Annotated in this window: 24 protein-coding genes; 8 read left to right on the top strand and 16 right to left on the bottom strand. The window is 31.6% G+C overall.

All coding sequences use genetic code 11. The features are described 5' to 3' along the window. Positions 1-6: 6 nt before the first annotated feature. Positions 7-582 (top strand): methyltransferase family protein, encoded by a 576-nt coding sequence (locus TDSAC_RS07550; RefSeq protein ID WP_108309660.1) that lies wholly within the window; start codon positions 7-9, stop codon positions 580-582. Here TDSAC_RS07550 and TDSAC_RS07545 read toward each other — a convergent pair whose 3' ends face one another. From TDSAC_RS07545 to TDSAC_RS07530, 4 genes are read right to left on the bottom strand one after another with little or no spacing between them, the layout of a single operon-like run. Then, on the bottom strand, positions 583-1,320 hold the full coding sequence (locus TDSAC_RS07545; protein ID WP_108309658.1) for an ABC transporter ATP-binding protein: 738 nt from the start codon (positions 1,318-1,320) through the stop codon (positions 583-585). After that, positions 1,305-2,201: an ABC transporter ATP-binding protein gene (locus TDSAC_RS07540; protein WP_108309656.1), complete on the bottom strand. Its 897-nt coding sequence runs from the start codon at positions 2,199-2,201 to the stop codon at positions 1,305-1,307. The genes TDSAC_RS07545 and TDSAC_RS07540 overlap by 16 nt, the downstream gene beginning before the upstream one ends. Beyond that, on the bottom strand, positions 2,198-3,187 hold the full coding sequence (locus tag TDSAC_RS07535) for an HlyD family secretion protein (RefSeq protein ID WP_108309653.1): 990 nt from the start codon (positions 3,185-3,187) through the stop codon (positions 2,198-2,200). The genes TDSAC_RS07540 and TDSAC_RS07535 overlap by 4 nt, the downstream gene beginning before the upstream one ends. Positions 3,188-3,216: 29 nt before the next feature. Beyond that, positions 3,217-3,417 (bottom strand): hypothetical protein, encoded by a 201-nt coding sequence (locus tag TDSAC_RS07530; protein WP_108309651.1) that lies wholly within the window; start codon positions 3,415-3,417, stop codon positions 3,217-3,219. 84 nt (positions 3,418-3,501) lie between these two features. On the opposite strand from TDSAC_RS07530, the gene TDSAC_RS07525 reads away from it, so the two are divergent. Both TDSAC_RS07525 and TDSAC_RS07520 read left to right on the top strand, forming a co-directional pair. Beyond that, complete coding sequence (locus TDSAC_RS07525) at positions 3,502-4,899, top strand: helix-turn-helix transcriptional regulator (protein WP_108309648.1); 1,398 nt, start codon at positions 3,502-3,504, stop codon at positions 4,897-4,899. 54 nt (positions 4,900-4,953) lie between these two features. After that, complete coding sequence (locus TDSAC_RS07520) at positions 4,954-5,388, top strand: hypothetical protein (protein ID WP_108309646.1); 435 nt, start codon at positions 4,954-4,956, stop codon at positions 5,386-5,388. A 13-nt stretch (positions 5,389-5,401) separates the two neighbouring features. On the opposite strand, the gene TDSAC_RS07515 is transcribed toward TDSAC_RS07520, so the two are convergent. Genes TDSAC_RS07515 through TDSAC_RS07490 form a run of 6 tightly spaced genes read right to left on the bottom strand, consistent with a single transcriptional unit; the run spans position 5,402 to position 10,647 of the window. Then, positions 5,402-5,854 (bottom strand): SPFH domain-containing protein, encoded by a 453-nt coding sequence (locus tag TDSAC_RS07515; protein ID WP_108309644.1) that lies wholly within the window; start codon positions 5,852-5,854, stop codon positions 5,402-5,404. Continuing rightward, complete coding sequence (gene coaD / locus TDSAC_RS07510; RefSeq protein WP_108309642.1) at positions 5,851-6,357, bottom strand: pantetheine-phosphate adenylyltransferase; 507 nt, start codon at positions 6,355-6,357, stop codon at positions 5,851-5,853. Before coaD ends, TDSAC_RS07515 begins: the two co-directional genes overlap by 4 nt. After that, the gene (gene rsmD, locus TDSAC_RS07505; RefSeq protein ID WP_108309640.1) at positions 6,350-6,913 is read right to left on the bottom strand and encodes a 16S rRNA (guanine(966)-N(2))-methyltransferase RsmD; all 564 of its coding nucleotides are present in this window, start codon (positions 6,911-6,913) and stop codon (positions 6,350-6,352) included. The genes coaD and rsmD overlap by 8 nt, the downstream gene beginning before the upstream one ends. Then, positions 6,910-8,892, bottom strand: coding sequence for an ATP-dependent DNA helicase RecG (gene recG / locus TDSAC_RS07500; protein ID WP_199919764.1), 1,983 nt, complete (start codon positions 8,890-8,892; stop codon positions 6,910-6,912). The genes rsmD and recG overlap by 4 nt, the downstream gene beginning before the upstream one ends. A 37-nt stretch (positions 8,893-8,929) precedes the next feature. Beyond that, positions 8,930-9,403, bottom strand: a complete 474-nt coding sequence (ribH, locus tag TDSAC_RS07495) for a 6,7-dimethyl-8-ribityllumazine synthase (RefSeq protein WP_108309635.1) — start codon at positions 9,401-9,403, stop codon at positions 8,930-8,932. A 38-nt stretch (positions 9,404-9,441) separates the two neighbouring features. Then, positions 9,442-10,647 carry a bifunctional 3,4-dihydroxy-2-butanone-4-phosphate synthase/GTP cyclohydrolase II gene (locus TDSAC_RS07490; RefSeq protein WP_108309632.1) on the bottom strand — a complete coding sequence of 402 codons (1,206 nt, stop codon included), beginning with the start codon at positions 10,645-10,647 and terminating at the stop codon, positions 9,442-9,444. A gap of 120 nt (positions 10,648-10,767) precedes the next feature. On the opposite strand from TDSAC_RS07490, the gene TDSAC_RS07485 reads away from it, so the two are divergent. After that, a complete protein-coding gene (locus TDSAC_RS07485; RefSeq protein ID WP_108309630.1) occupies positions 10,768-12,354 on the top strand; it encodes a serine hydrolase domain-containing protein in 1,587 nt (528 codons plus the stop codon). On the opposite strand, the gene TDSAC_RS07480 is transcribed toward TDSAC_RS07485, so the two are convergent. Then, positions 12,351-13,592, bottom strand: coding sequence for a threonine/serine exporter family protein (locus TDSAC_RS07480; RefSeq protein ID WP_108309627.1), 1,242 nt, complete (start codon positions 13,590-13,592; stop codon positions 12,351-12,353). The two genes, TDSAC_RS07485 and TDSAC_RS07480, sit on opposite strands and share 4 nt — an antisense overlap. A gap of 54 nt (positions 13,593-13,646) precedes the next feature. Here TDSAC_RS07480 and TDSAC_RS07475 point away from each other — a divergent pair, with 54 nt between their 5' ends. Next, positions 13,647-14,126: a hypothetical protein gene (locus TDSAC_RS07475; protein WP_108309624.1), complete on the top strand. Its 480-nt coding sequence runs from the start codon at positions 13,647-13,649 to the stop codon at positions 14,124-14,126. A 170-nt stretch (positions 14,127-14,296) separates the two neighbouring features. On the opposite strand, the gene TDSAC_RS07470 is transcribed toward TDSAC_RS07475, so the two are convergent. Further along, positions 14,297-15,892 (bottom strand): DEAD/DEAH box helicase, encoded by a 1,596-nt coding sequence (locus TDSAC_RS07470; RefSeq protein ID WP_108309622.1) that lies wholly within the window; start codon positions 15,890-15,892, stop codon positions 14,297-14,299. An 80-nt stretch (positions 15,893-15,972) separates the two neighbouring features. On the opposite strand from TDSAC_RS07470, the gene TDSAC_RS07465 reads away from it, so the two are divergent. Then, positions 15,973-16,461, top strand: coding sequence for an adenosine-specific kinase (locus TDSAC_RS07465; RefSeq protein ID WP_108309620.1), 489 nt, complete (start codon positions 15,973-15,975; stop codon positions 16,459-16,461). Here the strand turns inward: TDSAC_RS07465 and TDSAC_RS07460 are convergent. The 3 genes from TDSAC_RS07460 to TDSAC_RS07450 all read right to left on the bottom strand — a co-directional run bounded on the left by TDSAC_RS07460 (position 16,458) and on the right by TDSAC_RS07450 (position 18,993). Then, positions 16,458-17,672 carry an EAL and HDOD domain-containing protein gene (locus tag TDSAC_RS07460; protein ID WP_108309617.1) on the bottom strand — a complete coding sequence of 405 codons (1,215 nt, stop codon included), beginning with the start codon at positions 17,670-17,672 and terminating at the stop codon, positions 16,458-16,460. The genes TDSAC_RS07465 and TDSAC_RS07460 overlap by 4 nt on opposite strands. 80 nt (positions 17,673-17,752) lie before the next feature. Then, the gene (locus TDSAC_RS07455; protein ID WP_108309614.1) at positions 17,753-18,412 is read right to left on the bottom strand and encodes a nitrite/sulfite reductase domain-containing protein; all 660 of its coding nucleotides are present in this window, start codon (positions 18,410-18,412) and stop codon (positions 17,753-17,755) included. A gap of 113 nt (positions 18,413-18,525) precedes the next feature. Next, positions 18,526-18,993 carry a Spy/CpxP family protein refolding chaperone gene (locus tag TDSAC_RS07450; RefSeq protein WP_108309612.1) on the bottom strand — a complete coding sequence of 156 codons (468 nt, stop codon included), beginning with the start codon at positions 18,991-18,993 and terminating at the stop codon, positions 18,526-18,528. A gap of 160 nt (positions 18,994-19,153) precedes the next feature. Between TDSAC_RS07450 and TDSAC_RS07445 the strand changes: the two genes are divergently transcribed. Continuing rightward, the gene (locus TDSAC_RS07445) at positions 19,154-19,477 is read left to right on the top strand and encodes a DUF134 domain-containing protein (protein ID WP_199919763.1); all 324 of its coding nucleotides are present in this window, start codon (positions 19,154-19,156) and stop codon (positions 19,475-19,477) included. Here the strand turns inward: TDSAC_RS07445 and TDSAC_RS07440 are convergent, their stop codons facing one another. Continuing rightward, a complete protein-coding gene (locus TDSAC_RS07440; RefSeq protein ID WP_108309610.1) occupies positions 19,478-20,662 on the bottom strand; it encodes a methyltransferase domain-containing protein in 1,185 nt (394 codons plus the stop codon). 94 nt (positions 20,663-20,756) lie between these two features. Here TDSAC_RS07440 and TDSAC_RS07435 point away from each other — a divergent pair, with 94 nt between their 5' ends. Further along, positions 20,757-22,073: a cytochrome ubiquinol oxidase subunit I gene (locus tag TDSAC_RS07435; RefSeq protein ID WP_108309609.1), complete on the top strand. Its 1,317-nt coding sequence runs from the start codon at positions 20,757-20,759 to the stop codon at positions 22,071-22,073.

Genomic DNA, 22,073 nt, shown 5'->3' with positions numbered 1-22,073 from the left:
TCAAATATGTTTAGTTTTCCTTATCTAAACATTTTAAACTATCTTTTGGTTTTTGTTTGGCCTCTAATTCCTATGTATTGGCTATTTGTACATTTTTTTACCAGCTTTGCAAAAAAAATTAAATTTTTAACTTTTATATTAATATATACATTATATATTCCATATCTATATTTTTTGATCAACAATCAAAGCTTATTAAATATGTATATTCAGACTTCATTTACTTTAAAACTATTTGGTTTTTTTATATTTGTTGCTGGAGCCTTTCTTCAACTCTTAACTTTGTCAATCTTAAAGGGCAGAATTCTTGGTTTAAATGAATTCGTATTAGAGGATCCCGGCGACTTAGAAACGAGATTTATATATAAATATATGAGGCATCCAACATATCTTTCGCACTCCTTGTTATTTTTTGGAGTATTTCTTATTAGTGGGGGAACAATGTCTCTTGTTGTGAGCATATTTGATTTTTTAATAAATAATTTTTTGATAATTCCTTTTGAAGAGAGAGAGCTTACAAAAAGATTTGGTTATAAATATGAATCTTATAAGAAAAGGGTTAAAAGATACTTTTTTATCTAACTAATTTTCCATAAACCATAAAAATGCATCCTCAAGATTTCCAACTTTATTGGAATTTTCAAAATAGATTTTTTTTGCAGAGTTTGGAGTTCCAACAAATTTTAATTTTCCTGAGATAATAAAACCTATTTGATTACAAAATTCAGCTTCATCCATATAATGTGTTGTAACGAGTACAGTTTTTCCCTCTCTCGCATAGCTATAAATAGCGTCCCAAAAGTTTATTCTGGCATCAGGATCAACGCCGCTTGTTGGTTCATCAAGAACTAAAATATCTGGGTTATGTAAAATAGCTGTACAAAATGCAACCCTTTGTCTTAGCCCACCAATATCCCTTACCATAGTATTTTTTACTTCTTTAAGATGATATTGTTCTAGCAAAAAATCTATTCTTTTCTCTAAATCTTTTCGAGAATAGCCATAAATAGAACCGTAAAAAATCATGTTTTCAAAAACCTTTAGATCGTGGTATAAAGAGAATTTTTGGGACATATAGCCCAATCTTTCTTTTGAAAATTTTTCTATATCTTCTCCGAAAATTTTTATTTTCCCACTTGTCTTGTTTATTAACCCAAGGATAAGCTTTATAGTCGTGGTTTTGCCAGCTCCATTTGGACCCAAGAAACCAAATACTGTGCCTTTTTTTATAGAAAAACTGATATTATCAACTGCGATGAAATTTCCAAATTTTTTTGTTAAATTTTCAACCTCAATTACGTTTTCTACGTCGAATGCCATAAATATATATCCTCCAGGTCAGGTTTATCTACTCTTACTGTTTTATTATTATTAATATGAATTTTGTCAAAAATTTTACTTAATTTTTCAGTTTTGGGTAGCAATACCCTTATGTGCTCATTTTTTAACCAGTATTTAAATTCAAGTTCTTTTTTCTTTAAATCGAAATAAACGTTTTGTAAATTTTCTCCTTCTACTTTGTATACTATAAAATCAAGATTTTCAATAAGTTCTTTTGGCTTCCCAAATAAAACTGTTTTACCTTCTTTAATAAATACTACTTTGTCTGACAGTTCTCCTTCAAGGAAATAAGGCGTAGTTACTATAATTGTTTTACCTGAATTGGTAAGTTCTCTTAAGAGTTTCCAAACACTTTTTCTTGAGGCAGGATCCACGCCTACGTTTGGTTCGTCTAATAGAAGTACTGATGGATTGTGTATTAAAGCACAACCAATGGCAAGTCTAGTTTTCATTCCTCCAGAAAGTGTTTCAGCAAACCTGTTTTTAAAACTTTTCAAGCCTATAAATTCAAGTATAAAATTTTCTCTTTCATCGAGCTCTTTCCCAGATAAAGAGTAAAGATTTCCGAAAAATCTAATATTTTCACTGACAGTAAGATCTTGATATAATGAAAATTCTTGTGCCTTATATCCTATTAATTCCCTTGTTGAAGATATATCTTTCGTAATGTTTATGTTATTTATAAATATTTCTCCTGAATCTGGGCGAAACAATCCGATAATAATTTTTATTAAGGTAGTTTTCCCTGATCCATCAGGTCCTAGGATAGTTAAAATCTCTCCCTTGTCTAGCTCAAGATTTATATTATCTAATACCTTCTTTTTGTAAAAGGTTTTACTTATGTTAACGATTGAGATCATTGGGCTTTTTCTATATAAACATCTGCTGGCATTCCAGGTTTTAAAATACCTTCAGGGTTATTGATTTTTACCTTAACCCAGAACATATATTTGACTCTTTCCTCTTTAGTCTGAATAAATTTAGGAGTATATTCTGCTTTGTCTGATATTGCTTCTACATATCCGCTAAAATTTTTATCCGGGAAAGAGTCAACCTTTATAGTACATGGTGCGTTTAATTTAACAAAGCCAATATCCTTTTCACTTACGTACACCTTTACATATGTGCTATTCAAATCGTAAAGAGTTAACACAGGAGTACCTGATGAAACGAATTCTCCTACTTCTGAATCTTTAGAATACACAACGCCGTCAATAGGTGAGTAAATCCTGGTATATCCTAAGATTGTTTTTGCTTGCTCTACTTTAGCGACGCTTTCTTTGTATGCTTCTTTAGAAGATTCAACTTCTTCTTGTCTATAGCCTGATTGCAATTCTTTAAGTCTTTGTTCACTTGCTTTTAATGCCTCTTTGGAAGAAAGATAAATGCTTTTAATATTGTCAAAGCTTGAAGCTGGAATAGCATCCTCTTTGTATAATTTTTCATATCTAATATAGTCGCTTTTTGCCTTTTCAAACTGTGCAAATTTAGCATCTCTATCGGCTTCAGCCATCTTTATGTCTTGGGCCCTGTATCCAGAAAGATATTGATCGTATAAAGCTTTTGCCTTGTTCATATTGTGTATGGCTGCTTGTAAAGAATCTTCAAGATCTTTTCTTGAAAGGATAGCAAGTAATTCGCCCTTTTTTACTTTATCTCCTTCATGTACCATTAAAGAAGATAAAGTGCCGTAGATTTGAAAAGAGACGTTGTATTGGTCTGCTTCAATATTTCCAGAAACTTCAATAAAGTTATTCGGCGGTTCCCTTCTTATTACAAACCAGTATATCAATATTGCTGCTATCAATACTATTGAGAAAGTAACAATTGTTCTTTTGTTCTTCAAAGATACCTCTTAATTTTTGTTTTTTTATATTATACCATTCTTAGTGAATTTCTTCCTATAGCCAGGGCATTGTGAACTTTTAAATCTTCTAAAGATATTAGAAACTCCAACTTTAATCCCTTTTTTGTTTTGTAGCTAAGATTTTCTGTTTCTGGAAAAATAAAACACTTTGGAATACCAACATCATCTGACCACTTTATTTTATTTTGTTTTTTAGCTAATTTTTTCATTTTTGCCCCCTCTAAAATTTTATTTTTATTATGATGTTATAATGTAAAAAAGCTTTTGTATATCACTCAAAAGGGGTTATTTAGTTGTTCTTCAGGTATTATTTGTCTTATTTGACGAGGGAGAGATTTTTTTTTCTTTTATCCTTAGGTTTATTATTTATCTACCTATGGCTATTCTTTCTTGATGGGCCATTTTTGTATGTGGTGGCTGAGCGGTGGCACATATCTTGTGCTATTTTGTTTAGAACTTTTTTGCTTGTTCAGGCTTTAACCTTTTTTATTATGGTTAAGTTATTTAATAATAAAAGATTTATTGAGATTATTAATCCTTTTATTAAAATATTGTCAATTCTTTTTTCAGTTTTCTTATTGGGACTATTTTTTGGGAATTGTATTTCTAATAATATTATCTTACCTATTTTATTAATTTCACTTTGTTCTATTTTCTTTAGTTATTTATTTATTTTAACGCTTTCAATGTTTTTTAGAGAAAATTTTGTTTTTTGGTCCGTTATTTTTGCTCTTTCTACTCTTTTTGCTACAAGTGTTATGTTTTTACTAAATATAATAAACAATAACTTTTCATATTTAATTTTTTGTTTGTTACCCTTGTTAATGTCTGTTTTATTTAAAATTAATTTTGATTTACATTTTCAAAAGAAATTTAGTAAATTTGATTTTGGAATTTTTCCTAAAAAAATTATTTTTGTTTTCCTTGGGTTTTATTTTTGTGGCGGAGCAGTTTATAATTTTCTTTTAAATTTTTCTACTAACAACAACTATTTTTTGTCGAACATAGCTTATTGCATTGGTACTCTGGTTTTGCCTCTTTTCATCTACTTCAAGAAACTTGAAATTTCCAGTCTTTATAGGCCATCACTGGCCATATTAATTGTTGCTTTTTTTTTGTTCCCAATTTATTTTGAAAATCCATTTTTGTTTATAATTTTCTCTCTTTTTCAGATTGGATTTGCAATCTTTGATTTTTATTCTTTAGCTTTAACTTTATCCCTTTCTATCCAAAGAGGATATGATATTAGAGTTTTATCTTTTGGATATTTTATAATCACTGGCTCCGTTTTTATTGGTGATATATTATATTTTTTCATTCATCGAATTCCGCAAAATTTTGAACTGGTTAGTTTATTATCTTATACTGCTGGTATTATTCTGGCTCTTTTGTTTGCTCTGGTAAAAGCTGATTATTATGAACCCTTTCCTTTTTTTAAGAAAAAGAAATCTGTAGTTGTAGTAAAGGATTCTAAATTTGAAACTATTTTTGAAAAAAAGTTTGATTCTTTTGCCTTCACTCCTAGAGAAAAGGAAATTGTTAAGTATATTTTAATGGGTAGGAATGGCAGATATATTGCTGAAACTATGCATATTTCTGAAAATACTTTTAAGACCCATATGAGGAATATATTCAGGAAGTGTAATGTGTCAAATAGGCAAGAGTTGATTGACATAATGAGGGAGGATTAATTTTATCTTCTAAAGCTGTTATAATATATTTACTGAGTTAGCTAGGAGGAAATTATGAAAAAAAGAGATAGTAAAATTATAAACAATGAATATAAATTAGAAGCCTTATCGCTTATAAATTGTACTTTCAAGATGAAGCCGCTTCATTCCCCAGAAAGTTCAATATCTGTAGATATAAAGCCTTCTATAAAAAATACAGTAGACAGGACACATGAAGTAGAAATTGTTACAAACATCAGAGGTACTGAACTAGATGAAAATATAGAAGAGGGAAGTAGCAGAAGAAAAAAGCCCTGGCTTGAATTTTCAGCAACTTATTTTCTAGTGATAACTGAGAATAGAAAAACAAAAGAAAAAGATAACATGGTTATTGAAGCTTCTATAAAGGCTGTTTGGCCATTTATAAGAGAATTTTCACAAAATATGTTTTTTAGAGCTGGAATTCCTGCAATAATTGTTCCAATGAATTTATTGGAGATTGAAAAGTAATAAGAAAAATATACTAATCTTTAGACCTTAATATTTCCTTGCCCTTTCTGATTGAAGTCAAAAGCTTATCTATTTCTATCTCAAGTTTTTGTAAAACGTTTTCTGAGTAATCTCTTGCCTCTTTCATAAGTCTATTTGCTTCGGCTCTTGCCTCATTTTTAATTTTCTCTGACTCTTCTCTTGCCCTTATAATTAAGTCGTTTTCATCTAATTTTTGTTTGGCTTTTAGGTCTGCATTGAGAATTATTTCATCAGCTTTTTTCTGGGCTTCGTTTATTATATTTTCTTTTTCTTGTAAAAATCTTTGAGCATCAACTATTTCCTGTGGAATATTCATTCTGATTGAATCTATAATTCTAAATATCTCTTGCTCATTTACAAATACCATATTTGTAAGCGGAATTTTTGGAGAACTCATTACTAGAAGTTCAAGGTCTTCTATGAATTTTAAAAAAGTTTGACTCATTTTTTCCCCTCTTTTCCAAATAGTTTTTCATTTAGCGCATTTTTTACAACGTCTGTTACCCAGGGAGTTACATTACCATTTAAAGAAGCAATTTCTTTTATTATTGTAGAACTAATATATGAATAATCTTCGTGTGTCATTAAAAAAACCGTTTCTATCCTTGGATCCATTCTTCTATTGGTAAGAGCCATCTGGAATTCAAATTCAAAATCAGAAATTACTCTTAAACCTCTTATTATCGAACTAACATTTAATGATTTTGCAAATTCAATTGTTAAGCATGTGTAACTAGTTACGTATACGTTGTTTGGCATATTTCTTTCTTTGAGTGACTCCTTTATAAGATTTACTCTTTCTTCTATGTTAAATAAAGCTTTTTTCTTTTCATTATATGCTACTGCAATGATTATTTCGTCAAAAAGATGGGATGCTCTTCTCGCAATATCTAAGTGACCTAAAGTTATCGGATCAAAACTGCCTGGATATAAAGCTTTTTTAATCATCTAAATAATCTTCTGGCACATAAAAAGTAATTGTATTGCTTGAATAAGTTCTTGAATCTAACATTTTCCAATAACCTAACTTCTCCTTTGGTTTATTTTTAAAAAAATGATGCAAAATAAATACTGATTTTTTGTGATAACCTTTAAAATTAGAAAAAATTTGTAAAAGTGTTTCTAAATCATAAGAAAAAGGCGGATCCATATAGATTATATCAAATTTTATATCATGACAATTAAGCAAAAATTTTTCTGCCGAATAATTTAGTATTGTACATCTATTGAGTAAATTAAAATTTTCAAGGTTTTTTTTGAGAAAATTTGCAATTTTTGGATTTTTCTCAACACTAACTACACTTTTAGCCCCTCGTGAGAGAAATTCTATTGAAACAGAGCCAATTCCAGCAAAGAGATCCAAAAGTGTGCAATCAATTACCATACTTCCAAGGACATCCATTAGGGACTTTCTAACTCTGGAACTAAGTGGCCTTACTTCATTAGTTTTTGGGCTAACTAGGGGCCTATTTTTAAATTCTCCGCCTATAATTATAGTTTTCAAATTGCCTTTATTACCTCTCTATCCTTAAACGTTTTTTCCATCTTTAATTTTAACTCTTTAAAACGAGTTAGATCGGGGTCTTTTGATATAATTAACTCTGCAACTTTTTGAGCTATTCTCATTATATCCGCATCCTTTAGGGGATTTGCAACCTTTAATGTCTCATCCATACCACTTTGCTTGGAACCAATTATTTCACCCTGACCTCTTAGTTCCAGATCCTTTTCGGCAAGTTCGAATCCATTCTTTACTTTCTCGAAAATTTGTATTCTTCTGGAAGAGTACGATTCTTCATCCACTAACAAGTAACAAGTTGAATTGAGATTACCTCTTCCTATTCTCCCACGAAGTTGGTGTAACTGGGCTAAACCAAATCTTTCTGGATTTTCTATTACCATAATGTTTGCTTGAGGAATATCGATTCCTACCTCGATAACTGTGGTAGAGACAAGTATTTTGATCTTACCAGCCTTAAAGTCTTGCATAATTTTGTCTTGCTCACTTTGACTGAGTTTTCCATGTATGAGTCCTACTTCAAATTCTGGAAAAATATTTACCAGTTCTTTATATCTTTTTTTTACAGATTCTAGCTTTAGAGAATTAGAATCTTCAATTAAGGGACAAACATAAAAGACTCTTGAATCATATTTTTTTAGATTTTCACGTATTATTGAGTAAAGTTTCTTAATATCGCTTTTGTGGATTATTTTTGTAACTATTTCTTTTCGACCTTCTGGCATAGTTCTTATTTCAGAGTAATCCAGGTCAGCATAAAAAATAGATGCTAAAGTTCGCGGTATTGGAGTTGCTGTCATAACCAGGGTATGTGGACATATACCTTTTTCTATTAAACTTAATCTTTGTCTTACTCCAAACCTGTGTTGTTCATCTATGACTACTAGTCCAAGATTTTTTAATTCAAGACCTTCAGTGATAAGTGCGTGAGTGCCTGTAAGAATCAATGGTATTCCTTTATTTATTTCTTCTATTATTAAATTTCTTTCTGATTTTTTTGTTGAACCTGTTAAAAGATAAATTTTTACTCCCATGGGCTTAAGCCATTCACGTAGTTTCTCATAATGTTGCTTTGATAGTATTTCTGATGGAACCATAAATGCCGATTGAAAGCCCGAAGATACAGCACACAGTAGAGCACTAACAGCAATTACAGTTTTGCCTGAGCCTACATCTCCCTGAAGAAGTCTTTGCATTGGCTTATTTTTACTTACGTCAGAAAAGATCTCGTCAATAACCCTTTTTTGATCTTCTGTTAGTGCAAATGGTAGTGAAGATAAGAATTTTTTTACTAGCTTTGATTCCGGATTTAATATTGGCGCACTTTTTGAGCTAAATTTTTGTTTTTCGGTTAGTATTGTTAATTTCCATTGTAAAAGCTCATCAAATGCAATTCTTTTTCTTGCGCTTTCCAAACTTCTTAAATCTTTTGGAAAGTGAAGGGTATATAACGCATCTTTAAGTTTCATTAATTTTAGTTTATATATCAAAGATTCTGGTAATGTCTCCTTTATTTCTTTCTTTTCATCAAATACGTTTTTTATAATTTTTCTAATTTCATTATCATTAGTTTCTAGGCAATATTCAGGATAAATTCCAGAATTTAGGTAAATGGGATCTTTACTTAAAATGGGGTGATAAAAGACAAGTTCTCTGTTATTAAGAACAGCTTCACCAGCAAAATATGCATGTGGTCTTAATTTTAAGATTTGATTTTTTTTATATGGTTGATTAAACCAGCAAGCAAATGCTTCTTTCCCTTCAATATTTAGTTTAACTTTTACTAGCCTCTTTCTTTCAGGATAATAAACAGGTATGCCTATTTGTGCCTTGAAAGCAAGATTTTTACCTGCTACTACGTCATTATGAGATTTGACGACTGTAACTTCTTTATATCTTTTTGGAAAATAGTAAATAATATCATCTATGGAGTCTAAAAAGAGATCCCTTAAGAGGTTGGTCAACTTAATAGACCTCAAAGACATAGAATATTAAAATTTCTTACTCTTTGACGGTTGTGATCTTTAGTAACTGGATTGTTTCAATTAGAGATAATGCGCAATCAAAACCTTTGTTACCAGCTTTTCCACCAGCTCTGTCAAAGGCTTGTTCCATAGTGTCTGTTGTTAGTATACCAAATGATATGGGAATTTCTTGTTCAAGTGAAACTAACGCAACACCCTTTGACGTTTCTGCAGCTACATAGTCAAAATGAGGAGTCTCTCCCCTGATTACAGCGCCAAGGGCTATAATGCCATCAAATTTTCCTGATTTGGATAATTTTTTTAGAGCAAGAGGGATTTCCCATGCGCCAGGCACATAGTATATGCTTATATTTTTATCCTGACATTCATGTCTATTGAGACAGTCAAGGGCACCATCTAAGAGTCTGGAAGTAACTATGCTATTAAATCTACTCACAACAATGCCTATTTTAAGGTCTTTAGCGCTAAGCTTTCCTTCGAATATTTGCATTAATATCCTCCTAAAATAAATTTTTTAAAAGATCATACTTAAAACATATGTCCCATTTTTTCAACTTTGCACTTTAGATAGTCTTTGTTGTAAGGATTAGGATCGATTTTTATAGGTACTCTTTCAGTTATCTGAAGCCCAAAACCCTTTATGCCAAGCAATTTTTTGGGGTTATTAGTAAGAATTCTTATAGTTGAGAGGCCCAAGTCCTTCAGCATCATTGCCCCCATTCCATATTCTCTTAGATCTGGAGGGAAACCAAGCTTTATATTTGCTTCGACTGTATCTAAATGACAGGTGTCTTGAAGGTGATATGCTTTAATTTTATTAGCAAGACCAATGCCTCTTCCTTCTTGCCTAAGATAGAGAATCACTCCTAATCCTTCTTCGTTTATCATTTTCATAGCAGTGTGCAGTTGGTCACCGCAATCGCATCTTAGAGATCCGAAAACGTCCCCTGTAAGGCACTCTGAATGAACTCTTACAAGAACGTTTTGTTTGTTTCTGACGTCACCCTTTACAAGAGCAACGTGTTCGCTTTTGTCCATTAAGTATCTATAAGCGTATATTTTGAAGTCACCATATTTGGTTGGTAAATCTGCTTCAGCCATTCTCTGAACCCATATTTCGCTTTGTAATCTATATTTTATAAGATCTGCAATAGTTAAAATTTTTATATTGTGTTTTTTGGAAAATTCAATAAGATCTGGCATCCTTGCCATTGTTCCATCTTCTTTCATAATTTCACATATCACCCCTGCTGGGAATAATCCTGCCATGCTAGCAAGGTCAACTGCTGCTTCTGTATGCCCTGCTCTGATGACCACACCTCCCTTTCTGGCTTTGAGTGGGAAGACGTGGCCAGGCTTAACGAAGTCATCAGGTTTTGCATTAGGATCTATTGCTTTTCTGATGGTTTGTGCTCTGTCAAAAGCACTTATGCCAGTGGTTGTATTGTTTTTAGCATCAATTGGCATTGCAAAAGCTGTATAAAAGGGATCAGGGTTATTACTTTCAAGCATTTCTATATCCAGTTGTTTGAGCCTTTCTTCAGTTAGAGGAAGACATATAAGTCCCTTTCCATAAGTTGCCATAAAGTTAATGTGTTCTGGTGTTACCTTTTCTGCAGGGATAAATAGATCGCCCTCGTTCTCTCTATCTTCGTCATCTGTAATGATTATTAATTTAGAATTTTTTATATCATCGAGAGCTTCTTCTACACTTGCAAATTTGAAATCTTCCAAAGTTTAATCCTCCTTAAATATTGAAAAAAAATATTGAAAATTCAAAAATAGCATATGATTATTATGATAAAATGACTACTAAATTATTATATATTATTTTTTTACTTTAAGGAGTGAAAAATGAAAGCAATAGTTTTGGCTATAATTTTTTTCTTAATTTTTCAAAATTTAGCACTTTCAAAGGATCTTAGAGATATTAATAATGATTTAAACAAAGTTGTAGATAGTTCAGTTAATTTTGAAGGTGACAGGAGAGCTTCAATTTATATAGCTTATGGTGATAAATATTTTTCAAAAAATTTTGGTAGAGGTTTTGGCAATTTTAGTGAGAAGTATGACATTGGTGGTCTATTAAGATTATTTATTGGACTGGGGGCAATAAAGCTTAACGAATTTGGAAAAATAAGTTTCGGTGATTCAATTTTAAAATATTTGCCTGAATTAAAAGGTAAGTATCAAAATAATATCAAGATATCTGATTTATTAGAAGATCACACTTATCTTCCTTACAGTTATCCTTATAAAATAAGTTCTACAGAGGATTTGTTGAATTTTTTGGTTAGAAATGTAAATATCTTGAGATATGATGAATTATATAATAGATCTCAAATTTCGAGTGACATATTGCTTTTAATTATTGAAAGATCTGAAAAAATTAGCTTTAAAGATTTCTTTGACGATTTGTTTAAAGAATTTGATCTAAATAATACTGGTTTTTACGATAATCAAAAGGGTGAAGAATTTCCAATTTCAAGTAGATTTTATAGCTCTCCAGAAAATATTGGCAAATTTTTATCAAGCATTATGACAAATAAAAAAAATTATGAAAAAATATTTAGAAGATTCGAAAATACTCCCTACGATCAAGACTTATATTTTACTCCCTCATTTATTTCTCAAAATATAACTTTGGTAGATGAAAACAACGTTTATAATAAATACAATTTGTATTATCAGTATGACGATTCAACGAGTTCCTTTGTGCTTGTAATCCCTCAAAAGAGATTTGCTATTGTTTTTCTTTCTAATTTTCCGATTAGTTTTGATAAAAAAGACTATCTAGCAAAGGAACTGTTAAAAATATCACTAAAGGACTTTCTCAATCTTGATGTTTTTGATTATAGATCCAACCTATCTTTAAAAAAGATTGAAGATAAAAATGATTTTTTAAGTTCTTATAAAGGTTTTTTTGAAAACAGGAAAGGAATTATTGAATTTCATGTTGTTGACAAAGATTTAATGTGTAACATGAATAAAAAGTTTTACTTTGTTAAATTTTTTAACGATTCAAGTTTTAGTCTTATTCCACTAGAGGATAATAATGATTATGTTAAGAACTTAAGATTTAGATTTACATATATTAATGGAGTTAGATATCTTGATTTGTTAAATTTTGGGCAAAACATACTTTTTGCGAGAGAAATTGAGGAACCTAAATATAGCGATATCTGGAAAGAGAGGTTGGGCAAATGGATAAGTGTTAATAAAAATAGCCTGATAAAAGATGTTGAAATTAAAAAATTTAGAGGTTTTTATATGCTTGATTATATCGATTCAGAGGGCGAAAAAATGAACCTGGTTTTGATGCCAGTTTCTGATAATAGCGCTAAATTAATTGATTTTGGAGATCTAGTAGTAAATTTTGGATCAAACGATCAAAATATGAGTTTTAATTTTTTAGGAGATGAGTTCATAAAGGGAAACTAATTTTGTTTCTTAGGTTTATAAGCTGAAATCATAAAGTTTGAGCAAAGCAGTCCTGTAACTAATGCAATTGCCCTTAAACTCATATTAAAAGCTGCCATGATGCCTTCGCTGATATCTTTTGATAAAAACGAAGAAAGACTTTGATATCCAACTATACCTGGTACAAGCAAAATCAGTCCAGATATAAGAGGAATATACTGTGAGCCCTTGCTAAATCTTGCCCAGGTATTGGAAAAAATTCCAAGCACTAAGGATGCAAAAAAAATGCCAATCTGATTGTTTGTAATTTGATTCCCAAAATAAAGGCCTATTTGAGCAATTAGAGAAGAAACAAGCATTACTGCAGCATCCTTTGTCCTTGCATTAAGGATAGCAATAAAGGTTAGTGGTGCTAAAAAGGTTGCAAAGTATTGGAGAGATAATGGAAAAGTTGAGTTTTTTATATTAAGTATATATAAATTTTCGTGCGGAAAGAATAAATTTGTTCCTAGTGCCACCCCAAACACTATAAACATTAATACAAAGATTGCAGAGCTAAGCCTTGTTGTACCCGATACAAGATTTCTATTTGCAATTTCATCGATTCCAGATACTAAAGTAAGCCCAGGGAAGAGCACTATTAATCCGGAGATAATTGATATGGATTGATCATATGGACCAATTGCTGTATACAAGATATTAGAAAGTGCTCCGACTGATGCTGCACAGACAAATTCTAATAACCTTGTGAGGTTCAATTTATTAGAAATTACAAAAATAATTCCAGTTATAAGTCCAAGAAAACTTGACACAAAAAGTTCCTTTAATCCTCCACCCATAATGATTGAGACCATCGCAGAAACAGCAGAGTATGAAAATACAATGACCCAGAAAGGAAACCTATTGCCTTTTAACATCACCCTTTTCAAAAGTTCGACGCCTTCCTTTGCTGTTATTTTATTTTCTAGAACCCTATTTGAAATTTCATTGGTCAATGCAATTTTCTCCAGATCAAGAATGCCTGGTTCTACTCTTAATATGGTTGTAGTAAAAGCATCCTGGTCTTCAAAGGATAGAAAAATTCCTGTTGGAGAAGAATATACTTGCAAAGCAATATTAAATTTAGATGCTACTTCCATAAGCCTTTCTTCGAGAGCATATGAGGAAAAGCCGCATTTGTGGAAAGCTTTACCAAGCTCGACAATAAATTTAACTTCAGGGCTATTTTTACCTGGAAATATAACTTTTTTATTGTTCATTTCAGGTATAATTTGATATATTTATTGTTTAAAGCAAACAAATTAGGAGGTAAAATGAAACTTAAAGAAGCATTAATTTTGTATCTACCCGCTATTTTATTTTCTTTTATCGGCATTCTTTTGGGCTCTCTCCCATTTTGTAAATTTTTAACAGAGCAAAATCTTTTGACTCAAAGCGTTACGTTTAACAATATAACTAATAATTCTACTATAGCTTCTATAATAAAAATTCAAAATACTAACCTTAGTTTTATATCAGAGATTATCTACTTTTCTGCTGCTTTTGGAACTCTTTTTTGGTTGGTTAAACCTGCAAAAAAATTATCCAAAGTGGTTTGTGGTTTTTTGAGTGTTGTACTGCTTGCATCTTATTTTGTATTTTCATTTACTGTTGGTATTGTGGCAAGAGCACAAAGTATGGTTGTACAGTTTCAATGGGGATTTTTTGTAATTCTGGCATTTATAGTGGTTGTAAATTCGTATTATATGTTTTATTTTTTAAACGCAATTTTACCAGGAAAAACTAAAAATTAGGTTTTGAATAATTTGTTTTTATGTTGTCTTATTTATAAAACTTATTCTAAAACCTTTATGTGCCAACCGAAAGTTAACGATATCAGAGTTATACTACTTATTTTAAGACTTTTTTGTAAATTTCTTATAATAGTATGGTGGGTTTGAGGCAAAAATTTATTGTTTCCTTGTTAAAAATTTTCATTTTTCCTTATAGGCCTTGCAGGCTCTGCATGGATTTTATGTCCCTTTATAACTGATTTGTGCAATACTGCAATTATTCTTTCTGATACTTCTTCTGGCACTTCTAGGAAAGTAAATTTATCTAATATTCTTATATTTTTTATGTCTTTCTTCTTCATATCTCCTTCTTCACATATATAGTTTACAATGTCTTCTTTCGAAATATTTTTCTCTTTGCCAATATTTATAAAAAGCCTTGTCATACCTTCTTTTGCTCCTGTTTTTTTGAACCTTTCTTTGTCGACCTCAAGTTTTTCTTCTGGTTCTCCTTCCTGGTATAACCTAATTGCTGCGGCCGCAATTCTTTCGGGTTCAAATTCCTCAGTCATTTCTTCGACTATTGAAACGTAATGCGATATTTTTTCCTGTTTGATTATTTTAGAAATTAAACTCTTCAATTCATCTTTTTGCTTTTCCAAAAGATCTGAAATGCTTGGGACCTCCTTTCTCTTGATAGTCGTTCTAATAACTTTTTCAATCAATCTTAATTGTCTAAACTCCCTGGGGGTTATAAAAGTAATAGCTATACCCGATTTACCTGCTCTCCCTGTTCTCCCGATTCTGTGAACGTACGATTCTGGGTCTTGAGGTATATCAAAATTAATTACATGGCTAACGTCAGAAATATCAAGCCCTCTTGCCGCTACGTCTGTTGCCACAAGAACTTCTAATTTTTTCTCTCTAAATGATCTCATTACTTTATCTCTCTGTGCTTGCGTCAAATCACCGTGTAGACCTTCGGCGCTGTATCCCCTTGTATTTAATGAAGCAACTAATTCATCTACGCCCTTTTTTGTTCTACAAAATATAATTGTTTTGTCCATATCTTCTGTTTCTAATATACGACAAAGGGCTTCAAGTTTATCTTTGGCCTCACAATAAAACTGATCTGTCAAAGGTACTGTAAGTTGCTCTTTGCTTATTGAGACAACTTTTGGATTTTTCATATATTTTTTGGTAAGTGCCATGATTGGATCTGGCATAGTTGCTGAAAATAGGAGAGTCTGTTTGTTTTCGTTTTTAATCGATTTCAAAATTGTTTCTATATCTTCAATAAAACCCATATCAAGCATTTCATCAGCTTCATCAAGTACAAGCATTGAAATTTGGGACAAAAATAATGTTCCTCTCTTAATGTGATCAATTAACCTTCCAGGCGTACCTATTATTACTTGAGCTCCATTTTTTAGAGCTTTTATCTGTCTTTCAATAGATTGTCCACCGTAAATGGGAACTACTCTAAGTCCTTTATATTTTGAGATTTTAGATACTTCTTCGGCAACCTGTATTGCAAGTTCCCTTGTAGGAGTTAATACCAGTGATTGAGGAATTCTATCCTTTGTTGTTTTTTCAGCTATTGGAATTCCAAATGCTGCAGTTTTACCAGTTCCAGTTTGAGCCTGGCCTATTACATCAAATCCCTGCATTACAATTGGTATTGTTTGTTTTTGGATCTCGGATGGTTCTTCAAAACCCATCTCCTTTAAAGCTAAAATTGTGTCTTCGCTTAATTTAATTTCTCCAAAATAAGCACTCTTTGACAATTTGATTCTCCTTTTTTCTTTTTCTTTTTATTGTTAAAATTGTATCATTAAAATCTATAAAGATAGAATGGAGGGTGAAGATGAAACTAGAGTTAAAAAAGATAAATTTTCCAGGCGATGCTAACATAATATTAGGGCAAGCTCATTTTATCAAAACAATTGAAGATATTTATGAAATTATAGTATCTTCTAATCCTGCTGCCAAATTTGGTATTGCTTTTTCAGAGGCTTCTGGCGATTGCTTGATTCGAACAGAAGGTAATGATGAGGAACTCATAAATATTGCTGTACAAAATTTGATATCTCTCTCTTGTGGACACAGCTTTATTATTGTTTTGAAAGATGCATTTCCTATAAACGTACTTAATTCCTTAAAAAATTGTCAAGAAGTTGTATCAATCTTTTGTGCTACTGCTAACAATGTTAAGGTTGTGGTTTCTTATGATGATGAAGGGAATGGAGGAATATTGGGTGTTATTGACGGGCTTAAACCTAAAGGTGTTGAAAATTTAGAAGATAAGAGCAAGAGAAAAGCCTTTTTAAGAAAAATAGGTTACAAGCTTGGCTAGGCTATCGATTCAAGGGTTTCATCTGCCCAACTGATTGCTTCCATATAAAGGTTTCCCATCCTTTCATGTCTGATTCTAAGTTCATAACACATTGATATAACTTTTTCCCAGTCTCCTTTTTCATAGAGCTCTACAAGCTTTAAAGCTTGTAGATAGCTCCTTGTTTGTGGGTTATCTACGCCCTTTATAGCGTTTGAGATTGTCTCGCTCAGCGGAAGATGAATCAAAAGATTTTCTTTTGAAAAACCAGTTATTACGTCAAAAAGAGAGAGTAAACCAATAAGATAATACTCATCCTCTTTGAACTTTTTTGAAGTCTCCTGTGCTAAAAGTTGCATTAATCTTGCCCTCGTGAGAGTAATTTTTAGAAGTTCTAAGGGAGCTGTGGTTTTCTCGGTAAGAAGTATCATAATAAGCCATTTTATCATTTGCTTTCTTCCTAGAAGAACTATTGCTTGTAAAACTGATTTTACTTCACATCTAAAGCCGAAAAATGAAGAATTAACGAGTTTTAGAATTTTGATTGTCAAATATGCGTTTTTCTTTATCTCTTTTTCAATCCTATCCCATTTTAAATTTTCAGATAAGAGCATTTTTATGATGTTTAAGATTTCAATTTGTGATGCAGTAAAGTTTTTTTTCGTTAGAGTCTCTGGTTTTGAAAAATAAAAACCTTGAAAAAGTTTGTATCCTTCTTCTAAAGCTTCCTCATATAAGAGATTGTTTTCTATCTTGTGGGCAATTAATACTTTGTTTTGAGGTATATATTTTGGTAAAAGAGATCTTTTTTCTTTTGGGGCAATAGAGAAGTCGATTTTTATTGCATTGAAAAAGCGTAAAATTGATTGGTGAGGCAAATCTGAACCCTGGTATGATAAATTGAAACTAGAATAATGGAGTTCTTTTATAAATGACAGATCAAAGTTATTGTTTATTTCTGTTTGATTTATTTCAAAAAATATGGATTCTTTTGGAAAGGGTGGAAGAGATTTTTTTAAGGTATAAAGTGGTGTATTTATAAATATAGGCAAGCCTTTCCCTATGTAAGTAATGCCGTAGTTGGTAAAAAGATCCACCAAAACCTTTAGCGATGCTTCTTCTGGATTTTCTTCTGGGAATTCGTTTTTATTTGAATCTCTGTATAAAACTTCATATCCGAATGTTTTTTTATCAGCATTTAATATTGGTTGTCTGGCAATAAAAGAACTCACAATATACCTCTTCTGGATATATTTTTTAGTTCAATAAATAATCATAAATTTTTCATTATATCACAAAAAGTTTTGCAAATTTAAGAACTAAATATTTCATTTTTAAAGTTTTCTAAGCCGAATTTTTCAATAAATCTTGCAGTTCTGTCTTTTGGATTGGCCTTTTCTGTGTAAACCTTTATAGCTTTTTTTATTAAACTTATAGCTTCTTCGTCAGATAGTTCCTCTTTTATTACATTCCCGATTCTTGGTACTCTACCAGAGTTTCCACCAAAAACTAATTTCCAACCCTTAACAGTGCCAATCAAGCCAATATCTCTTGTAAAGGCCTCACCACAATTAAATGGACATCCTGATACACCAATTTTTAATTTTGCTGCTGTTGGCAAACCATATAAGATATTTTCCAATTTCATCCCCATTTCAAGAGAATTTCTTTGCCCGAACCTACAAACGCTAGTTCCGGGACACGCTTGAACGTAGTGTAAGCATGGTTCGAGTGCCCTTCCTATCCCGGTTTTTAAATCTGACCAAACTGAGTCTATTTTATCAGGTTTGATACCTACTAAGACAATTCTTTGCCCTGATGATATTTTAATTACGGGTATAGAGTATTTTTTTACCACCGAAGAAATGGTTTCCATTGTTTCGAGAGAAAGAATTCCACAGGGAATTCTTGCAACAACAGCGTACGTTTTTTTGTCTCTTTGTAAAATTGCGCCGTTTTTTTCAAATTCCATTTTTATCCCCCTTCTAGTTATATTTAATTATCTAATTATACAATTTTAAAGCAAACATCTACCGCTGTTCTATAGAACAGCGGTAGATGTTTGAAAGATTATATTTATTTTATCTATTTCATAGACATTAAAATTCTTTGTTCAGGAGTCAAAACTTCTAAGATCTTAATTCTATAATCGGTGTTTAGATTCATAATTTCTACTCTTGTGCTATTTATTTCTTTAATTTTTGATTCAAGTTGAGATGTATCAGCCTTGTTAACAACAAGATTTCTGTAATCGTTGTGTAGGTTCCAAAGTTTTGTTCTCAGGACTTTAAGCTTTGCATATTTTTCATCCAAAAGCGATTTGATCTGGTTAACTTGTTCGTCTGTAAGATTAAGTTTTTCTTTCATTCTTTCTAATTGAAAGTTTTCTCTTTGTTTGTAATTCAAACTCTGTCTGTTATGGAATTGATTAAACGCATAATCATAACCAGAACCTGGTCCAAAAGCTCCTGAAGAAAAGGCAAAGGAATTCCCCATAAACCATACAGAAGCAAGTAAAGCTAAAACCATAAATCCTACAAAAAACTTTTTCACTTTTTTTACCTCCTCAAATGTTTGGTTCAAAATTTTCGAATACTTTATATACGAGGACCTTCATTAGAAAGTAACAAAATTCTTTAATCTTTAATTATTGCAATATGCTACAATGTTATTGTTTTTAAAGATAATTTTTTTATATAAGGAGATGATTGAAGTGCCTAGGCCAAAGTTGAAAAGGTTTATTCAAATGGAGCCAAAGTACAGTGTATATGCTCCAAAAGGTGCAGGAAAGATCAAAGACGAGGTCTTAATGGATCTCGATGAAGTAGAGACCTTAAGACTCGTTTTTGGTGAAGGTTTAGATCAGGATAAGGCTGCAAGGAAGCTTGGGGTGTCCAGACAGACAGTGGGTAGGACTGTAGATATTGCAGGGAAAAAATTAGCTGATTTTCTAGTGAACGGCAAGCTTTTGAAAATTAGAACCGATGGCAACTACGAATTTGTCAACAAAGATTCTATTAAAGAAAGTGATAAATAACTATTTGTTACCCTTTATAAGGAAAAGTGGAGCGCTGTGTCTGTCTATTACCGCTTCTGGATCCGAAAGGGCTCTTAGATATCCACGCGACGTATAAGTATTAATTTCTTTGAAGTTGGTTTTTTTGTAAATGTCTTGCAAATATCCAAGCCTTTCGAATTCGTTTAGTTCAGACCAAAGTAAAATTGATTTTGGCTTGAAGTATCTATTTGTAAATATTGTTACAAAAGAACCATCAGCTTTTAGAACTCTCTTTACCTCACTCGCAAACTCATGTGGGTGAGGTATATATTCAAAACAAAAGCTACATATTACTATATCGAATTGGTTGTCATGATAAGGAAGACGAGAATCCTTAAAGATATTTTTATTATTAATTGATGAAATCTTTTTGTTTAATGAGGAAACTTCTTTGTTTAATCCAACGATTGTTATATCTGGATTATTTCTTAAATAAGGTGTAGCTCTACCCATAATATCAAGGATTTTTGAGTTATCATTAATAATATTTTCTAATACTTCACCTATTTTATTTTTTAATACCAAATCAACGTTTATTATGGAAGAGTTGCTTTCATAAAATATTCCGCTTTCATCCGAGTCTTCGACAATAAAAGAATTTTCAGAATAGAAATCTGTTTCAATTTGTTTAAATTTTCCTTGCATTCCAATTCCAAAGCCAAATTCTGACAACCAATCATAGCAAATTCCTCCAGTGCCACACTTTACTTCTAATTGTTCTACTACCTTTATTATCTTGGCTCTAAGAGTACATCTTTTTTCTGATAAAGGATGATTAAAGTCTGCAAAGAACAGATCGTCTCTCTTTTCTATACACCTGAAAAAAGGCTTTTCTATTGAATTTTTCCCTTCTCTACCCATTAAGGTTTCAAGAGGATAAAATCTGCCAACTTTAAAAAAACTTTTCTCTTCTTCTGAAATCCATTTTATTGGAAGTATATTTTTTGATGAATATGGTTCAAATAATTCTCCTGCGCTGTAAGTAAACTCAAAAATGTCTCCTACATCTTTTCCTTCCAGCCATTCGTATAAATTTTTTGGTAGGGTATCAGCATCAAGCCACATATGTGGTCTAATAAAGTAATTTTCAACGTGTTTAACATTATCCTCTTCCCATATTATATCTATTGACATAGATATTCTGGAGTCTTTATTAATTTTCACAAAAATCACCTCTTAAAAATAATTCTTATTCCTATTGACTTTTAAGTATTAATAACTATAATTTATTATAATAAAAAAAGAAAGGGGGAAAATTATGGATGCTGTAATGTTGTCACGGTTGCAATTTGGTGCAACTGCGATGTATCACTTTATTTTTGTTCCATTAACTTTAGGTCTTGGTATTCTTGTAGCTATAATGGAAACTCTTTATTACAAGACAAAAAACGAAGTATATCTGAAAATGACAAAGTTTTGGGGTAGATTGTTTTTAATTAATTTTATTTTGGGAATTGTTACTGGCATTACTCTTGAATTCCAATTTGGAACTAACTGGGCACAATATTCTATTTATGTAGGAGATATTTTTGGTGCACCTCTAGCAATAGAGGCCACACTTGCCTTTTTCCTTGAATCAACATTTTTGGGCGTTTGGCTTTTTGGCTGGAAAAGAATATCTCCTAAAATGCACTTAATCAGTATCTGGCTCGTGGCTTTTTCGTCAAATTTGTCTGCTTTATGGATACTTATTGCCAATGCCTGGATGCAAGATCCAGTTGGTTTTGTTCTAAAAAACAACAGGGCTGAGATGACAGACTTTTTTGCTGTAGTATTTAGCCCTTATGCATGGCTGAAATTTACTCACACTATTACTGCAGGATTTGTTGTAGGTTCGTTTTTTGTGATGGGAATTTCGGCTTATCATCTTTTGAAGAAACAAAATGTAGAATTTTTTAAAAAGTCGTTTTATATTGGTGCCACCTTTGGTTTGATTGCCAGCGTGTTGGTTTTTTTGATTGGAGATTTTCATGCTGCTGAGGTAGCTCACGTTCAGCCAACAAAATTAGCTGCAATGGAGTCTCTTTGGAATACTGAAAAGGCTGCACCAATATATCTAATTTTAGTGCCTGATGAATCAAAAAAAACCAATTTGGTTGAAGCATTTCCAATACCATCTCTTCTAAGCTTACTTGCATATCATGATCCCAACGCTACAGTACGAGGTCTTAATAGTTTTCCTGAAAATGATATTCCTCCTGTAACTCCTGTTTTTCTAAGTTTCAGGATTATGGTAGGATTAGGGACACTCTTTATTATCTTAACAATTTTAGCCTGGTGGTATGCAAGGAAAGATAAATTGCTTGAACATCGAACCTTTTTGAAAATTATGTTATATTCTCTTCCTCTCCCTTATATTGCGACTCAGGTAGGTTGGATTCTTGCAGAAGTGGGTAGACAACCATGGATAGTGTATGGACTATTGAGAACAAATGATGCTGTTAGTAAGAATTTAACCGTTGGAGACGTATTACTAACTTTAGGGGTTTTTATTGTTCTGTATACTGCACTTGCAGTTCTTGATTTTGCACTTTTAATCTATTATGCCCGTAAGGGTCCATTAGAAACGGATTAG

This window comes from Thermodesulfobium acidiphilum (assembly GCF_003057965.1).
GTDB classification, from domain to species: domain Bacteria; phylum Thermodesulfobiota; class Thermodesulfobiia; order Thermodesulfobiales; family Thermodesulfobiaceae; genus Thermodesulfobium; species Thermodesulfobium acidiphilum.
This window is presented reverse-complemented; position numbering and strand designations above follow the sequence as displayed.

Coding starts and splice junctions, on each gene's coding strand:
- TDSAC_RS07550 (WP_108309660.1), top strand. CDS start 7: ATGTTTAGTTTTCCTTATCTAAACATTTTAAACTATCTTTTGGTTTTT.
- TDSAC_RS07545 (WP_108309658.1), bottom strand. CDS start 1,320: ATGGCATTCGACGTAGAAAACGTAATTGAGGTTGAAAATTTAACAAAA.
- TDSAC_RS07540 (WP_108309656.1), bottom strand. CDS start 2,201: ATGATCTCAATCGTTAACATAAGTAAAACCTTTTACAAAAAGAAGGTA.
- TDSAC_RS07530 (WP_108309651.1), bottom strand. CDS start 3,417: ATGAAAAAATTAGCTAAAAAACAAAATAAAATAAAGTGGTCAGATGAT.
- TDSAC_RS07520 (WP_108309646.1), top strand. CDS start 4,954: ATGAAAAAAAGAGATAGTAAAATTATAAACAATGAATATAAATTAGAA.
- TDSAC_RS07515 (WP_108309644.1), bottom strand. CDS start 5,854: ATGAGTCAAACTTTTTTAAAATTCATAGAAGACCTTGAACTTCTAGTA.
- coaD (WP_108309642.1), bottom strand. CDS start 6,357: ATGATTAAAAAAGCTTTATATCCAGGCAGTTTTGATCCGATAACTTTA.
- ribH (WP_108309635.1), bottom strand. CDS start 9,403: ATGCAAATATTCGAAGGAAAGCTTAGCGCTAAAGACCTTAAAATAGGC.
- TDSAC_RS07485 (WP_108309630.1), top strand. CDS start 10,768: ATGAAAGCAATAGTTTTGGCTATAATTTTTTTCTTAATTTTTCAAAAT.
- TDSAC_RS07480 (WP_108309627.1), bottom strand. CDS start 13,592: ATGAACAATAAAAAAGTTATATTTCCAGGTAAAAATAGCCCTGAAGTT.
- TDSAC_RS07475 (WP_108309624.1), top strand. CDS start 13,647: ATGAAACTTAAAGAAGCATTAATTTTGTATCTACCCGCTATTTTATTT.
- TDSAC_RS07465 (WP_108309620.1), top strand. CDS start 15,973: ATGAAACTAGAGTTAAAAAAGATAAATTTTCCAGGCGATGCTAACATA.
- TDSAC_RS07455 (WP_108309614.1), bottom strand. CDS start 18,412: ATGGAATTTGAAAAAAACGGCGCAATTTTACAAAGAGACAAAAAAACG.
- TDSAC_RS07435 (WP_108309609.1), top strand. CDS start 20,757: ATGGATGCTGTAATGTTGTCACGGTTGCAATTTGGTGCAACTGCGATG.